The organism is Rhodococcus sp. 15-725-2-2b (genome assembly GCF_002259075.1).
Taxonomy (GTDB): domain Bacteria; phylum Actinomycetota; class Actinomycetes; order Mycobacteriales; family Mycobacteriaceae; genus Rhodococcoides.
This window is the reverse complement of the sequence record NZ_NPFL01000011.1, coordinates 209,243-224,849: the sequence shown is the minus strand read 5'-3', so window position 1 is coordinate 224,849 and position 15,607 is coordinate 209,243. Positions and strand designations below refer to the sequence as shown.

Here is a 15,607-nt window from a genome sequence, read left to right as displayed (position 1 = left end):
CGATGACCGATCCGCAGTGGCAACCCTCTCCGCGTGCGCGTCTGCTCTGGGCGCTGAGTGCCGGTCTGCTGTGGGTACCGATCTTCGTCGCCCAGATCGTCTGGGCCGTCGTCGACTCGAACTGGACCACCTGGCCACACGTCACCGTCCTCGTCGCCTCGATCGTCCTCGCGGCCCTGCACGTCGCGGTCGTGCCGCAGTGGCGGTACCGCGTGCATCGCTGGGAGATCAGCGACACCGCGGTCTACACCCGCACCGGCTGGTTGAGCCAGGAGCGGCGGATCGCACCGATCTCGCGAGTACAGACCGTCGACACCGAGCGCGGACCACTCGACCGTCTGTTGGGCTTGGCCACCGTCACCGTCACCACGGCGTCGTCCGCGGGCGCGGTGAAGATCACAGCGCTCGATCAGGACGTCGCGGACAAGACGGTCGCGCGCCTGACCGATATCGCCGGCCGTACCGTCGGAGATGCCACGTGACCGCCGGCAGCCCGCAGGATCAGGCGGAACTCCTCGCCGTCGAGGAGGAACAGCCCTGGCTGCGCCTGGACAAGCGAATGCTGTTGGTACATCCGGTGAACGAGGGCATCAAGATCCTGCCGGTGCTGCTGATCTCGTTCTTCGTCGGCAGTCAGAGCGGTAACCACTATTGGAGTCTCGGCATCCTCGCCGTCGTGGTGGTGTTCGCAATTCTGCGGTGGTTCACCACCAGCTACCGAATCGGTCCGGTACACGTGCAACTGCGCACCGGAGTGTTGCAGAAGAAGGTCCTGTCCATCCCGCGCAACAGGATTCGGTCGGTCGACGTGGAAGCGAACGTCCTGCACCGCGTACTCGGCCTGTCCATCCTGCGCATCGGCACCGGGCAACAGGCAGGCAAGGGTGAGGCCTTCGAGCTCAATGCCCTCGACACCTCGCTGGTACCGGCACTCCGCGGAGATCTGTTGCAGCGAGTCTCGGGGCAGGTCCCGGCGACCGACGGAACACCCACCGCAGCAGAGGATTCCGGTGTGGAGATTGCGCACTGGCAGTTCTCGTGGGTGCGGTTCGCGCCGTTCTCCATCACCGGCATCGTCACCATCGCTGCGGCCGTCGGCGTGTTGTTCCAATACGGGCTCGGGCAGACACTGGCCGAATCGTCGGTGGTCTCCAACAGCATCGACTCCGCCGAGCGATTGGGCATCGCGGTGTTCGTCGTCGTGGCGCTGATGGCGCTGCTCGTCGTGTCGAGCATCTTCGCATGCGTCCGCTACCTGCTGGCCTACGCCAACCTGACCGTGACCGACCAGGGACGCACCATGCACGTCAGCCACGGACTGCTGCGCACCCGTCAGTCGACACTCGATCGCAAGCGACTTCGTGGCACCTCGTTGTCCGAACCACTGCTGCTTCGTGCGGCCGGCGGAGCAAGGCTGGACGCCATCATGACGGGCGTCAGCGCCGAGAAGAAGGAATCGTCTCTGCTGCTCCCCCAGGCCCCACGCGCCGAGGCGCTGCGGATGATGACCACGGTGCTCGGCGAGGCCGGTCTGCACGGAAGTCCGGACCGGCCTCTGCTGCAACACGGACCCGCAGCGCGTCGACGCCGCTACACCCGCGCTGTGCTGCCCGTGCTGGTTCTCGGTGCAGCACTGGGCATCGCACAGTACGTCGGCGCACCGATCCCGGTGCTGGCGTGGATCGCGGTCGGGGTGTTGTTCGTTGCTGCATTCGGACTCGCTCACGATCGCTTCCGCGGCCTCGGCCACACGGTGCTGCCCGGTTGGCTCATCACCCAGCACGGTTCGCTCGACAGGACTCGACACAGCCTCGAAGCGGCAGGCATCATCGGCTGGACGGTGCGGCAGACGTTCTTTCAGCGTCGCGCCGGGGTCGCGACCGTCGTCGCCGCAACTCCCGCAGGCGTCGGACACTACGAGGTGGTCGACATCCCCATCGAGAACGCGTGGGCGATGATCGACGCCGTCACCCCTGGAGCCGGGGACGTCTGGCTGCACCGGACCTGACATGACGCGGCCGCAGAGCATCGACGAGCTCGACTTCGCGGTGGCCGAATGCCGCGCCTGTCCACGCTTGGTGCAGTGGCGTGAGCAGGTCGCTACCGAGAAGCGGGCCGCGTTCGCGAACGAAACGTATTGGGGCAAAGCCGTTCCCAGTTTCGGCCCGGCCGATGCATCGATGCTGATCGTGGGTCTGGCACCCGCGGCACACGGCGCGAACCGCACCGGTCGGATGTTCACCGGTGATCGAAGCGGTGACGTTCTCTATCGAGCGATGCATGCGGTCGGCCTGGCCAGCCAACCCACTGCCACCCATATCGGAGACGGATTGACGCTCAACGGGGTTCGCATCGCTGCTCCGGTGCATTGCGCTCCGCCGCAGAACAAACCGACTCCCGCCGAACGTGACCGGTGCAGACCCTGGCTCGACGACGAATTGCGATTGCTGCGTCCGACCCTGAGGTCCGTCCTCGTTCTCGGAGCTTTCGGCTGGCAGTCTCTGCTGCCGACACTGGCCGCGAACGGGTGGGATGTGCCGAGGCCCGCACCGAAATTCGGCCATGGGGCTCGGCTCGACCTCGGCTCGATCACCGTGTTCGCCAGCTATCACGTGAGCCAGCGAAACACCTTCACCGGACTGTTGACTCCGACGATGATCGAGGACGTGCTGCGGGATGCGGGTCGGCATGCACGCTTGCTGTGATCGCCTTCATCCGGAACATGAACAGCAGCACTCCGGCGGGGCCCGCACCGGCCACGATGAGCAGCATGGTGCGCCAATCGGCGAGTAGGAGAACGTCGCCTCCCGGACCGCCGAGCATGCACAGCACCACCGCGGCAAACCAACCGAACAGGGGCGACGCCACCCAGATCGGTCGATCTGCGACTTTGCGTGCGGCCAGAATCAGCGCGACGTTCGCGATCCCGCCGAGCACAGCGCTGATGGGGAACTGCACCGAACCGAGGTAGGTCGGTAGGAAGAAGACCGACAGAATTCCGGACAGGAAGCCGTCGAACACCAGTACTGCGACAGTCGCCCAGGACACCAGGGCGACAGTATTGGATGCGGCCTTCGAGATCATGCGCCCAATACTGCCTTGACCCGGGTCGATTCAGTGCACCGGCACTCAGGAAACCGGCGGGTATCCCAGTGAGGTCAGCAAGTTGCTCGCACCCATGGCGATCTGTCCCAATACGTACTGGTACAGATCTGCCTGCGCGCCGAACTGCGGCTTGAGAGAATCGACGAACGCGACGATCGCGTCCTGCACTACCCAGTTGTACATGTGTGTTCCGCCCCTGCTGTATCGAGATCAGTGATTCGAGCCACAGCCTAGTACGCCGGCGAACAGGTCGTTCTCCCTGCCCGTCTCATCGGGGTCGAGTTCACCGCGGACGAGCACGTACTGCTCGTCGAGCAGAATCGGTTGGGCGATGTCGTTGGACAGTGCGTACTCGCTGCCGGACGGTGCGACGGTCACCTGAGTCGCGTGGGCCCGGAGCGCATTCCTCTTGGCATCGAGCACGCCGCGAATGTCGACACTCGTGGTGATGACGCTCTCGGAAACACTCGGCAGCTCGCCGACCTCCGGCATTCGCCAGTGCGCGGGAATCTCCTCGATGGCGGCCAGTCCCGCCTGCAACTGATCGTGTCCGGTGACCGTCCAGTAGAACTTCGCCACCTCCCAGGGCGATCCGACGCCGGGAAACGACTCCGTACCGCAGACCTCGACGGCCTCGGTCACCAGCGAGTGCACCTGCTGATGGTCGGGGTGGCCGTATCCGCCCTCGGGGTCGTACCCGACGACCACCTGCGGTCGGAGCTCGCGCATCACCGCGACGAGCGCTCCGAGAGCCTCGGTGCGATCGGCGTTGACGAACGCGCGCGGTTTGCGGGCCGCCGACGTCCCGGCCATTCCCGAATCTCGCCACCGTCCGGCACCGCCGAGAAATCGAGGTGGGTTGCACCCCAGCGCCGCGAGAGCGCGGTGCAGTTCCAGAATTCGGTAGCCGCCGAGCTGATCCGCACGGTCGACGACCAGATCTGCCCACGTCTCGCCGATCACTTCTCCCTCCTCGCCGAGCGAGCAGGTGAGCACCGTGACGTCCGCTCCGGCACGGACGTAGTGAGCGATGGTGCCGCCGGTGGTGATCGTCTCGTCGTCCGGGTGTGCATGCACCAGGAGCAACCGCTGCGGCTCCGTCATCGAAGGCTCCGGTATGGAAGGCTCCGGCATCGTCTGTTCGCTCGTCGAATCGTTCGTCATCGCTGTGTCGCTCGCTGTGTCGTTGTCGTCGGTCTCGCCGGGTTCGGTCATCGGGGTGTCCGTATCCACTGCGACGCGTCGGCGAAGATCCCGACCTCCACCGGGCCGGTCAACGAGACGCCGGTGATGCCGGGAACGGCGGCCACCACGGACGAGTCCTGCATGATCGGCAGGGTCGACGCCAGCGACCACAGTTCGGGCTCGACCTCGTTCCTGGCCACGGTGGGGTCGAGACCGCTCACCAGTGCCCTGTCGATCGTCGGTTGCAGTTCCGGAACGCACAGGCCGGACAGGTTGCGCAGCACCTCGACGCCGTCGCCACTGCCGTCGGCCGCTGCGTCGATGCAGCCGAATCGTGAGGCGAGGGCCGTGGCGGGGTCGACCCCGGCGCTGGTCCATCCCACGACCGCGTCGACGGTCCCGTCGGTCAACGCCGTCGAATACAGTTCGTCGGCAGGCAGTGGGGTGACGGTGGCGTCGATGCCCGCGCCGACGAGTTCGTCGGCGGCGGTCCCGGCGACCGCGAGCGCGATGTCGTCGTTCTCGACCGCACCGATCACGAACCGCAACGCGGTGCCGGTCGCGTCGGCAAGGCGGGTGACGGGCGACCGAGGAGCGCCCGTCGCACTCGGGGCGGGACTCGTCGTCGGAGCCGCGGTGGTCGGTGCGCTCGGATTCGGTGTCGAGGTCACCACGGCATCGGGTGTCGGCACGAACCCGGCCCGACCGAGTAGATCGAGGGCAGCGGTCTTGCCGATGGGGGCGGGCGCGGTCGCGGAGTAGCCGGGGTCGGACGGCGAGGACAGCTGCGCAGCCGCCCGGCGATCGGTCGCGCCGCCGCCTGCTCCGACCGTGGCCAGCAGGTTCGGATCGAGCAGACCGAATATCCCTTGCCGCACAGCAGAATCGGACATGTTAGGAGCTCGACCGTTGATCGTCATCGACAGCACACGTGACTGCCTGACGGTGTCGGTTCGCACTCCGGGAATTGCGGAGAGCTGCGCCCGCAGCGCCGAGCCCCCGCGAACCTGAGCGATCTGAGCGTCACTGGACCGCAGCGAATCGGCCAGCTGCGCAGAGGTTCCTCCGCGGCGGATGAGGATCTGGTCCGGTGATGCGGGTCGGTCCCAGAATCGATCGTTGCGTTCGAGCAGGATCTCGTCGCGCCCCCGGTCGACGGTCTTGATGTTGAACCGCGAACCGGAGACCGGCACGTTGTCCGTCAGGCCCCCCTGGAAACCGCCCGGTGAGTCCTTGAGCAGGTGCGAGGGCACCAGATCGGCGAACAGTCGCTGCCAGGCCGGATACGGCGACGAGAGCGTCACGTCGACCGTTTTGCCACCGCCCGAGGACGCAACGTCGCTGATCAGGGCGTACCCCGCCGGATCGACGACACCGGGCTGGGTGATCATCTGCTGCCACAGGTAGCGGAAATCCTCGGCGGCGATCGGCGCGCTGTCGGACCACTGGGCCTCGTTGCGCAGCTGGTAGCGGATGGTGAACGGCGATTGCGACGTCACCTCGGCCGAGAGCAGCAAGGACAGGTCCGGCTCCCAGGTGGTCACCCCGGTGTCGGGGTTCTTGACCGGGCGGAACGGGCTGGGCAGAACCAGTGAACTCACCGCGGCCGTCGCAGGCGACTGATCCGCCAGTAGATGTGGATTGAACCCGATACCGACGTCGTCGATGGCGACGACGACCGGATCACCGGTCTCGGCCGGAACCATCGTCGTGCTGACCGGAGTCTCGACACTCTCGATGGGGGGCGGCGGATCCGCAGTGCACGCGGTGAGAGCCAGAGCGATGGCAGAAACCAGAACCGTCGGCATCAGCACCTTGCGCAACGAGGATCTCCTTGGTAGTCGGCTACTTCTGCGACAGAAGCGACGCGCCCCACGAGGGTGACACGTCGCTTCTGCCGCACGAAGTGAGTCTTACAGAGCAGCCTTGTCGCGAGTCTTGCTACGCGAACGCTCGCGGGCGCGCTCGTTGGAATCGAGGTGCACCTTGCGGACGCGGACGACCTCGGGGGTCACCTCGACGCACTCGTCGCCTGCACAGAACTCCATCGCCATTTCCAGGTCGAGCTTCTTGGGCTTGGCCAGGGTCTCCATGACGTCTGCGGAGGACTGACGCATGTTGGTCAGCTTCTTCTCGCGGGTGACGTTGATGTCGAGGTCTTCCTGACGCGGATTGATGCCCACGACCATGCCCTCGTAGGTGTCCGCACCCGGCTCGACGAAGAACGTGCCGCGGTCGGCCAGCTGGATCATCGCGAACGGAGTGACGGTGCCGTTACGGTCCGAGACGAGCGAGCCGGTGTGGCGGGCGCGGATCTCGCCTGCCCACGGTGCGTATCCGTGGAAGACGGCGTTGGCGATACCGGTGCCGCGAGTCTCGGTGAGGAAATCGGTGCGGAAACCGATCAGGCCACGCGAGGGAACGATGAACTCCATGCGAACCCAGCCTGCGCCGTGGTTCGTCATCTGCACCATCTTGCCCTTGCGAGCTGCGAGCAACTGAGTGACCGCGCCGAGGTACTCCTCCGGTGTGTCGACGGTGAGCTCTTCGAAGGGCTCGTGCAGCTTGCCGTCGACCTGCTTGGTGACCACCTGGGGCTTGCCGACGGTGAGCTCGAAGCCTTCGCGACGCATCTGCTCGACGAGGATGGCCAGCGCCAGCTCGCCACGACCCTGGACCTCCCAGGCATCGGGGCGACCGATGTCGAGAACCTTGAGCGAGACGTTACCGATGAGCTCCTGGTCCAGACGGCTCTTGACCATGCGCGAGGTGAGCTTGTGGCCGCTGACGCGACCGACGAGCGGGCTCGTGTTGGTGCCGATGGTGACGGAGATGGCCGGCTGGTCGACGGTGATGCGAGGCAGCGCGACCGGATCCTCCAGATCTGCGAGGGTGTCGCCGATCATGATGTCCGGGAAGCCCGCGACGGCGACGATGTCGCCTGCGACGCCGCGCTCACCGGGGACGCGCTCGACGCCGATGGTGTTGAGCAGCTCGGTGATCTTGGCCTTCTGGACGACGGGTTCGCCGTCGACCTCGCGCATCCAGCTCACGGTCTGGCCCTTGGAGAGCTGGCCGTTGTGGATACGCACCAGGGCGAGGCGGCCGAGGAAGGCCGACGCGTCGAGGTTGGTGACGTGGGCCTGCAGCGGTGCGTCGACGTTGCCCTTGGGCGCGGGGACGTAGTTGAGGAGTACCTCGAACAGCTCGTCGAGGTTCTCGGCGTCGGGCGCGTGGCCGTTCTCGGGCTGAACACGCGACGCCTTGCCCTCACGGCCGGAGGCGTACAGAACGGGGAGATCGAGTGCGAGCTCGGCGGCCTCGGACGCTTCGTCGTCGAGGTCGGACGCGAGGTCGAGGAGCAGATCGTGGCTCTCCGAGACGACCTCTTCGATGCGCGCGTCGGGACGGTCGGTCTTGTTCACGACCAGGATCACCGGGAGCGAGGCGGCGAGCGCCTTGCGCAGGACGAAGCGGGTCTGCGGGAGCGGGCCCTCGGAAGCGTCGACGAGAAGGACGACGCCGTCGACCATGGACAGGCCTCGTTCGACCTCGCCGCCGAAGTCGGCGTGGCCGGGGGTGTCGATCACGTTGATGACGGTGATCGTGCCGTCGGCGTTGCGCTTGTGAACGGCCGTGTTCTTGGCCAGGATCGTGATGCCTTTTTCTTTTTCGAGGTCACCCGAGTCCATGACGCGGTCGATCGCTTCGGCACGTTCCTCGAACGCGCCTGACTGCCGGAGCATGGCGTCGACCAGGGTGGTCTTGCCGTGGTCGACGTGTGCAACGATGGCTACGTTGCGAAAAGTGGTGGTGCTGTCGATGTTGTCTGCACTGCTTGGGGCGCTCACGCGAAAAATTCTCCTGGAGTCGAATGCGGGCTCTTGTTCGCTAGCGGGCTTATGTCGCTAGAGAAGCGCGCTGCACCGCGAGGTTCTCGCGACTGATCGAGTTTACCCGTAGTCCGACGGTACCCCGCGCCACCCTCAGGTCTGTGACCTGCGCCACCCATTAGTCTTGGTGCTCATGGGCAAGATAAAGGCAGCAGATGTCTCGGGGATGAAGCCCAAGAAAAAATGCTGTCGCAAGAAGGTTCGGTGCATCAAATGCCCCGTGGTCATCATGCGAATGAAGAAACTCGAATCGGCGGGCGCAACCAAGAAGGACCTCAAGAAGGGCCTCAAGACCGCCCGGGCGAAGTGAGCAGGATCTCCAGCAGTTCGGGCAGCCAGAGCCGGTCCGCATCGACGAGATCCATCGTCGGCAGCGTCTCCGCATCCACCCACCGCAGGGCCGAATGTTCCAGCGCTGCAGGCATTCCCGAGACGAGCGAGGCCCGGTAGGCGCGCAGCACCAGCCCGCCCGCAAGATCGACGTCGCCGCTCAGCGTCGCTCCGACCGAGCACTCGACTCCCAGTTCCTCCCGCAACTCGCGCACCAGGGCCGCGTCCTCGGACTCGCCGGGCTCGACCTTGCCGCCGGGCAGTTCCCACAGACCCGCCAGCTCGGGCGGACGGGTTCGTTGCGCGAGCAGCAGCCTGCCGTCGTGCGTCAACGCGGCTGCGACAACCACAGCGGTGGGGGTACCGGACATGCCACCATCTTTCTATGACCGAACTGCTGACCGATCGCGACATCGAGGACGCCCGGCTCGACGAATGGACCGTGGTCGGGAAATCCCTGACGCGCACCGTCGAACTGGCGTCGTTTCCGGCTGCCATCGAGGCGGTGAACCGCGTGGCCGAGGCCGCGGAGGAAGCGGACCATCACCCGGACATCGACATCAGATGGCGCACGCTCACGTTCACCCTGTCGACGCACAGTGCCGGCGGGCTCACACAGAAGGATGTGGATCTGGCGCGTCGGATCGATGCACTGACCGCGCCTTCCTGACTCGCCCGGCGTAGACCACCCAGCCGAGGAACAGCGCTGCTCCGACGACGTCCACGGCACCTGCCCATGCTTCCAGTGCGGGACGAGGGATGGTCCAGATCGATTCCTGGAAGAAGCTGAGCAGCCACGGCACCCCAACGGTCACCGTCACCAACCAGTATCCCGCGACGATCTTCGCCCCGGCGACGTCACGCAGGGGGCCGTGCACCAGCCAGATCACCATCGGGATCACCCAGATCCAGTGATGCGACCACGAGATCGGTGAGATCAGCAGGCCGAACAGTTGCACGATCACCAGCGTGCCCAGATGGTCTTCGCGTCCGATCGCACGCCATGCCGCGATCGCAAGCCCTGTCGCGACGACGGCGGCAACGATCCACAGTGGTCCCTGCCCGACGTCCTCCCCCGCGATCCGACTGAGCGCACCACGCAGAGACTGATTCCAGACCGAGCCGACGGGGCCGATGCGGTCGGCATCGCCGAGAAGCGTGGTGAAGTACGTGGCCGCCTGATGTCCGAGTGCCGCGTAACTGACCGCGACTGAAAGGGCGAAGGCCACAGCCGAGAACGCTGCGGCCTTCCATCGCCGGGTGGCCAGGAAGTACAGACCGGTGATGGCCGGGGTCAGCTTGATTCCGGCCGCGAAGCCGACCAGTCCGCCTGCCACCCACCACCTGCTGCTGCGTACCGCGAGAATCGCCAGCAGCACCAGGAATACGTTGACCTGGCCGTAGTCGAGTGTCGTCCGTACGGGTTCGGACCACAGCCCCAGCGCGGTCCACAGCATGGCGATACGCACCCAGCGCGCCTCGGCGGCGCGCTCGTCGCCGAGGACCATCGACAGCGTCAGCCTCGCCACGGCGAACAGCGCGATCATGGTCGCGGCTTGCCACAGGACACCGATCACCGTGAACGGCAGATAGTGCAGCGGGAAGAACACCAGCGCGGCGAACGGCGGGTACGTGAACGGGAGCGGGAAGTCCGGGGTCTGTACCGAATACGTGTAGTCGTACAGATTGCCGCCGAGCAGTGCCGCGGAGCCGTCGACGTAGACGTGGAGGTCCACGAGGTTCATTCCGTTGGGCGTCGCGAAGGCCCAGACGAAGCGGCTCAGCACCGAGACCGCGAGCAGAACGGGGGCCAGCCGAACAAGTCGGTTCACTGTGCGTGCGGTTCCGTTCGGTATCGATGCGGTGTATCGGTCGTCGAGCTTATAGGGCTCCGCTCATGCGCCCCAACCGCCTGCGCACCGGAGTAACATTTGCATCACCTTTCACACTGATAACTTCAGTAACAGGTTATCGTGTGCGTCTGCGGAGAATTCGCAGCGTGTGACCAATAGACTGCCCTGGCAAAGATGCGACGGGGGAGGGCTCCACCGACAACAGCTGTACATCGGGGATTGCGCTACATAGAGTGACCCCTCGAGCACCGGCTGTCGCCGTGGGCCCGCGTCATGATCAGAATGGGGAATATCACCGTGCTTCGTACCCGCGGAACGCGTCGCGTAGTTACAGCCTTGGCCGTAGCCGCAGCCGCCGCACTCGTCGTGCCGACCAGCGCATCCGCACAGCCGTTGGTGCCGATGGCACCGGCAGATCTGCCCGCAGCACCGGCCGATCCCGCTGCTCTGATCGCTCAGTTCCTCCCCGCCCCCGGTGAGCCGATGCCGAACCTGTCCGACGTCGAAGCACTCGCCTCGTTCGCACCGGCCATTCTCGGTGCCGCAGCCGGACCTGCCGACGTGGGAGCTGCTCCGGCGGCGGACCTGCTCGGTCAGGCCCGCACCCTGCTGGAAACCGCACAGCTCCCGGACCAGGTCAAGGCACTGCTCGAACGGGTCATCACCTTCCTGGACGGCTCCGGCGGCGGCGGACCCGAACTGCCGTCGGACGGACCCGTCATCGCCCAGTTCCTCTACCCGACGCTCGGCAAGGGATGCATTTCCGACACCGCCGATTCCGTCGGAACCGCCCTCGCCGTACCGGGACCGGCCACCCTGCCGCCTCCCGGACCCGGCGCAGGACAGGCCGGCTTCGTCTTCACCGCCCTCGGCACTGCGCCCGTCGCTGCGCAGCAGGCAGCTCCGCTGACGGTGACGTGGCTCAACATCGACAACCGTCGCTCGGGAACGCAGGACCTGACCGGCGCGGCCATGATCAACACCGACGGTCCGGCAACGCTGTCCGCGATCGCCGACACCGGCCCCGGACGCGTCCTCTCGGTGATCTCCGGTTCGATCACCACGCAGTCGAAGGAAGATCCGGCCGCAGCTCCACGCAGCTGCACCTTCCTGCCCACCATCGGTACGGTCTACGTTCCGTAGCTCGTATCTGCTCCACCGACAGTTTCGCCCCCGGCTTCATCGGAAGCCGGGGGCGAAATTGTCGATTCAGGCGAATTCCGAAAACAACGATGCGTTGCATTCGAGAATTGCCGGAATGAATTACATCGATGTTATTTCAGAGAATGTTCGCCTCGGATTTCGACCACTGCCCGTAGTCGGCTTTCAGAATGTTGTTGATGTCGACCTTGACGCCGCCCACGAAATCCTTGTCGATTCGAATCTGATGAATGTGAGCGTCGGGGTGAACGAAGCCCTTGGGTGTTCCCCAATTGTGCTGCCAATACCACTGGCCGAGTCCGGCGACCGAGGCCAATTCGATGGTCGGTGAGTTGGCGTAGATCCCCGTGTTCTCGGCTCCGATCACCGATTGCCAGCCCAGGATGTACGGCGCGATCAGAGTTGCGAACTCCACGGCGGTGGGGTTGTCGTCGATCGACGCGTAGATCGGGCGGTCCGTCGGACCACCGGCGGCGAGGTGGAGTTCGAGTCCCCGCTCTGCATGCTTGACACCCGCCGCATACCCGCCACGCCAATCGGACGTGGCCCCCTTGCCGAACTGATAGTTCGAGACCACTTCCAGCCCTGCGGACGTCAGCGAGTCGGCCTCGGACTTGCGCATCGGCTTACCGATCATCCAGTTCGCATCCGGTCGCCGATCGGAGACGTACCGAACGGCCCCGAGGTGACCGGCCGCCTTGATGGCCGCTGCCGACGGCACCCCACCCGAGTAGTCGACGAGGGTGCCGAGCCCGGCGTCGGCGTGCGCGGTCGCCGTTCCCAACGCAACCAATCCGACGGCGGCCGCGGACCCCGCGGCGGCGTACTTGAACAACTCACGTCGCGAAACCTGCACAGAAATCTCCATCGTCGTTCGATCGCTGCGGCGCGCCTACCCGAGAAATCGCACAACCACTGCTATCTTTCACCGTTTGTCGTATCCCACCACAATCCCATCGGTACCGCCAGCCCCACTGCTCACACCCACCACGTTCCCCTCCGGCTTCACACGTGCACCTCGAGCACCGAGATCTCGAACATGAATATGGTGGAGTGGACGATGCACGGACCAACGCGCTGAGGAGTGGATGGACATGGGCGTAACGCTTGCCAAGGGTGGAAATGTCTCGCTGACCAAAGAAGCACCGAACCTGACCGCCGTCAGCGTGGGTCTCGGCTGGGATGTCCGTGCCACCACCGGCGGCGACTTCGACCTCGACGCCAGTGCTATCGGACTCGGCACGACGAAGAAGGCGCTGAGCGACAGCTACTTCGTCTTCTACAACAACCTCCGCTCCCCCGACGGTGCCATCGAGCACACCGGAGACAACCGGACCGGCGAAGGTGAGGGCGACGACGAGAGCATCGATGTCGACCTGGCGGCCCTGACCCCTGACGTCGACTCCATCGTCTTCCCGGTGTCCATTCACAACGCCGATGCCCTTGGCCAGAACTTCGGCCAGGTCGTCAACGCGTTCATCCGCGTGGTGGACAAGTCCGACGGGCGCGAACTCGCCCGCTTCGACCTCACCGAAGACGCCTCGACCGAGACGGCAATGGTGTTCGGCGAGCTGTACCGCCGCGGGGCCGAATGGAAGTTCCGTGCCATCGGCCAGGGCTACGCCTCGGGCCTCGAGGGGATCGTGCGCGACTTCGGCATCGACGTGGGCTAGCTGCCGGCGCACTGTGTCGCTCGGACCGTCTCGATTGAACAACGGATTCCGGCTGAGCTTGTGACGTCCAGATGATGTGTGGTGGTATCAGCGCACACGCAACATAAGCCTCATCAGTCACAGGAGTCACACATGTCTCGTCGCCTCAGCCGTTTGGCCGGCGCGCTCGCGCTCTCCTGCGCGGCATTGCTCGCTGTCCCCGCCACTGCTGCAGCGGAGCCGGCACCGGCCGATCCGCTGGCGCAGGCGATCGCCGCACTGCAGGGACAGGGTGGTGCCTCACTCGACGCCGCGACCGCAATCGCCGACTCACGCACCCCGGTCGCCGAGGACGCGAGCGTCGATCCGTTCGCCGCACTGAACGCGGCCAACAAGGCCCTCACCGACTTCGGCATCACGCCGTTCTTCTACCCCACGGCAGCGATCAACTGCGCCGCTACGGCGGGCTCGCCCCTCGGCATCGTTCCGGGTGTCGCAGGCGGAGCGGCCGGACCGTGGCCTCAGCTGACCGCGCCGGCCATCCCCACCTTGCCGTTCCTGCCGTCCATCGAGATTCCCGAGCTCAATGCCGTCGACAAGGGCGAGACGATGTTCGCGTTCGTCCCGGCCGGAATCGTGAACGATTCCGCAGACAAGACCGGGATGCAGGTCGCCTGGTTCAACGTCAACACCCTGAAGGGCGGATTCGCCGACTTCGGCGGCTTGGCAACCACTCTCGCCGACTCGATCCTCGCCAACTCCGGCGTACCCGACGCCGCGAAGGACATCGTTCGGCCGTTCGTCATCGGCGCGATCGACTCGCTGCCTGCCGCCGGTGCCCGCGCCGTACCCGTCGAAACCGGATCGGGAACCGTTCTCGCCGCGGTGTTCGGCACCGTGAACCACAAGGCCCTCGACGGTTCGGACAAGAGCTGCTTCTTCTTCCCCACCGTCGGCATGATCAACGTCGCCTAGAGTTTCCGCTCGATCACGAAAGGCCCTGCAGCGCACTGCTGCAGGGCCTTTCGGCTGCTACGCGCTGACGATTCGGCCCAACCGGCCCAGGACGGCCTGCATCTCGGTGTGTTCCGATCGCGCCGCCCACGGCCGTTGCCTGTTCCTTCCCCGCATCTGCATCGCCGCCCCGGTCACGAGGTCACCGTTGGGGGCGAAATGCACACGAACGATCTCGTTGAGTGAGCGCCTCGAGCCGAAACCCGGTACGACACTGCAGAACCCGTAGGGAAAGAGCGGCGCGTCGGGTTCGTTGTACTTTCCACCGACGAACACCGGGCCGCTGGTACGAAAGTCGCGGCACTGCGCGATGAAGCCGTGGAACGCACGACCCCTCTCACGTCCGTAGTAGGCGATGCCCACTCGCCCGGACCCGGTGGCGGTGATCGCGCCGAAGCGAGCGTCGCGCACCCCTGGTGCCGACACCACCACCGGCCTCGACCACGTCACCGCACCGTCCGAGGACCAGGCCGCATGCAGCAACCCGTCGCGGTCCGGCCACACCGCGTACACATTTCCGTCGTCGTCGACGGCCATCGACTCCGGCAGCAGATAACGCGATCCGAGCAGCAGAAAATGCACTGCATTGTGGTATTTCGCCAGCGCCGAACCGGGGACCATCCGAACGTCCCACGTCAGGCCCTCGTCGCGACTGACCGCCACCGCGAACCGTCGGCCGTAACGGCCACCGATGTAGACCGTGCCGTCCGGGGCGACGACGCCCTTGCCGAACGCGACGTACTCCCGACTCGGCAACCCGGGGATCTTCTTCGAATCGATGTCGAAACCACCGGCCACCTCCCACTTCACCCCGCCGTCGAAGGACCGCCAGATGACCTGCCGGGTGACGTTGATCAGTGGCCGCACCCGTACTGCGAACGGCGTGGGCGCGGAGAGATACGTAACTCTCCCTGACCGTGAATTGCTCGGTCCGGCAAATACTTTGGCGTCCATCCTCGCTTTCGATGCCACTTTCCGGGTGCGCCAGGTTTCGCCCCGGTCGTCGCTGACTCCGAGGGTGAAGCCCGTTCGCAGCGGGTGGGGCGGCACCGCGTCGAAACGGCCGGCGTGCAGAAACAGCCGCTCGTCGATGTCGTCGAAGTACAGATAGGGTCGGTTCCGACTCTGCTGCACCCCCTCGGGAACCGATGCGCGCCACGACTTTCCGAAGTCGGACGAGCGCAGTACACCGACACCGTCGACGGTGAATGCGGGCGCGACGAAGACGGTGTTGTCCGCCGCCACCCCGAGGGTGCAGGCCGCAGAGCCGTACTCGGTGTAGGAGATGTCGGTGACGAAGTCGGCCGATGCGGCGGCGTTGGTCGAGGAACGCAGTCCTGCCCGATAACCCGAAGCAACTCTGGGCGTCACGACACCCGCCATGGGGTGCCACGGTGTCGCGGCCACAGTGCTG

General features: G+C 65.7%; 17 protein-coding genes. 8 read left to right on the top strand and 9 right to left on the bottom strand.

From position 1 onward, the window contains the following. Positions 1–2 precede the first annotated feature (2 nt). From CH306_RS14935 to CH306_RS14925, 3 genes are all read left to right on the top strand, one after another. A complete protein-coding gene (locus tag CH306_RS14935; RefSeq protein WP_032394070.1) occupies positions 3–482 on the top strand; it encodes a PH domain-containing protein in 480 nt (159 codons plus the stop codon). Positions 483–559: 77 nt separating this feature from the next. Beyond that, a complete protein-coding gene (locus tag CH306_RS14930) occupies positions 560–2,008 on the top strand; it encodes a PH domain-containing protein (RefSeq protein ID WP_094647052.1) in 1,449 nt (482 codons plus the stop codon). A gap of 1 nt (position 2,009) precedes the next feature. Further along, positions 2,010–2,705, top strand: coding sequence for a uracil-DNA glycosylase (locus CH306_RS14925; RefSeq protein WP_094646992.1), 696 nt, complete (start codon positions 2,010–2,012; stop codon positions 2,703–2,705). On the opposite strand, the gene CH306_RS14920 is transcribed toward CH306_RS14925, so the two are convergent. The 5 genes from CH306_RS14920 to typA form a co-directional block, all read right to left on the bottom strand. Beyond that, positions 2,632–3,084 carry a hypothetical protein gene (locus CH306_RS14920; protein ID WP_094646991.1) on the bottom strand — a complete coding sequence of 151 codons (453 nt, stop codon included), beginning with the start codon at positions 3,082–3,084 and terminating at the stop codon, positions 2,632–2,634. The two genes, CH306_RS14925 and CH306_RS14920, sit on opposite strands and share 74 nt — an antisense overlap. Before the next feature lie 45 nt (positions 3,085–3,129). Next, positions 3,130–3,288 (bottom strand): hypothetical protein, encoded by a 159-nt coding sequence (locus CH306_RS29095; protein WP_008714214.1) that lies wholly within the window; start codon positions 3,286–3,288, stop codon positions 3,130–3,132. Positions 3,289–3,315: 27 nt separating this feature from the next. Next, complete coding sequence (mshB, locus tag CH306_RS14915; protein ID WP_094647051.1) at positions 3,316–4,209, bottom strand: N-acetyl-1-D-myo-inositol-2-amino-2-deoxy-alpha-D-glucopyranoside deacetylase; 894 nt, start codon at positions 4,207–4,209, stop codon at positions 3,316–3,318. A 107-nt stretch (positions 4,210–4,316) separates the two neighbouring features. After that, positions 4,317–6,098: an ABC transporter family substrate-binding protein gene (locus tag CH306_RS14910; RefSeq protein ID WP_094647050.1), complete on the bottom strand. Its 1,782-nt coding sequence runs from the start codon at positions 6,096–6,098 to the stop codon at positions 4,317–4,319. Positions 6,099–6,203: 105 nt separating this feature from the next. Then, a complete protein-coding gene (typA, locus tag CH306_RS14905; RefSeq protein ID WP_032394066.1) occupies positions 6,204–8,141 on the bottom strand; it encodes a translational GTPase TypA in 1,938 nt (645 codons plus the stop codon). Positions 8,142–8,316: 175 nt separating this feature from the next. Between typA and CH306_RS29090 the strand changes: the two genes are divergently transcribed. Then, positions 8,317–8,493, top strand: coding sequence for a hypothetical protein (locus tag CH306_RS29090; protein ID WP_094609726.1), 177 nt, complete (start codon positions 8,317–8,319; stop codon positions 8,491–8,493). Here the strand turns inward: CH306_RS29090 and CH306_RS14895 are convergent. Next, positions 8,471–8,884, bottom strand: coding sequence for a (deoxy)nucleoside triphosphate pyrophosphohydrolase (locus CH306_RS14895; RefSeq protein ID WP_094646990.1), 414 nt, complete (start codon positions 8,882–8,884; stop codon positions 8,471–8,473). The two genes, CH306_RS29090 and CH306_RS14895, sit on opposite strands and share 23 nt — an antisense overlap. Positions 8,885–8,898: 14 nt before the next feature. Between CH306_RS14895 and CH306_RS14890 the strand changes: the two genes are divergently transcribed. Further along, positions 8,899–9,183: a 4a-hydroxytetrahydrobiopterin dehydratase gene (locus CH306_RS14890; RefSeq protein WP_032394064.1), complete on the top strand. Its 285-nt coding sequence runs from the start codon at positions 8,899–8,901 to the stop codon at positions 9,181–9,183. Here CH306_RS14890 and CH306_RS14885 read toward each other — a convergent pair. Beyond that, positions 9,125–10,345 carry a mannosyltransferase gene (locus CH306_RS14885; RefSeq protein ID WP_052049269.1) on the bottom strand — a complete coding sequence of 407 codons (1,221 nt, stop codon included), beginning with the start codon at positions 10,343–10,345 and terminating at the stop codon, positions 9,125–9,127. The genes CH306_RS14890 and CH306_RS14885 overlap by 59 nt on opposite strands. Positions 10,346–10,648: 303 nt before the next feature. Between CH306_RS14885 and CH306_RS14880 the strand changes: the two genes are divergently transcribed. After that, positions 10,649–11,509 carry an Rv1157c family protein gene (locus CH306_RS14880; protein WP_179272899.1) on the top strand — a complete coding sequence of 287 codons (861 nt, stop codon included), beginning with the start codon at positions 10,649–10,651 and terminating at the stop codon, positions 11,507–11,509. 136 nt (positions 11,510–11,645) lie between these two features. Here CH306_RS14880 and CH306_RS14875 read toward each other — a convergent pair whose 3' ends face one another. After that, positions 11,646–12,395 carry a DUF1906 domain-containing protein gene (locus tag CH306_RS14875; RefSeq protein WP_032394061.1) on the bottom strand — a complete coding sequence of 250 codons (750 nt, stop codon included), beginning with the start codon at positions 12,393–12,395 and terminating at the stop codon, positions 11,646–11,648. Positions 12,396–12,621: 226 nt separating this feature from the next. On the opposite strand from CH306_RS14875, the gene CH306_RS14870 reads away from it, so the two are divergent. Together CH306_RS14870 and CH306_RS14865 are read left to right on the top strand one after the other, a co-directional pair. Then, positions 12,622–13,200 (top strand): TerD family protein, encoded by a 579-nt coding sequence (locus CH306_RS14870; protein WP_032394223.1) that lies wholly within the window; start codon positions 12,622–12,624, stop codon positions 13,198–13,200. Positions 13,201–13,332: 132 nt separating this feature from the next. Further along, complete coding sequence (locus CH306_RS14865) at positions 13,333–14,154, top strand: hypothetical protein (RefSeq protein ID WP_045199181.1); 822 nt, start codon at positions 13,333–13,335, stop codon at positions 14,152–14,154. A gap of 57 nt (positions 14,155–14,211) precedes the next feature. Here the strand turns inward: CH306_RS14865 and CH306_RS14860 are convergent, their stop codons facing one another. After that, positions 14,212–15,576 carry a sialidase family protein gene (locus tag CH306_RS14860; RefSeq protein WP_094646988.1) on the bottom strand — a complete coding sequence of 455 codons (1,365 nt, stop codon included), beginning with the start codon at positions 15,574–15,576 and terminating at the stop codon, positions 14,212–14,214. Positions 15,577–15,607 lie beyond the last annotated feature (31 nt).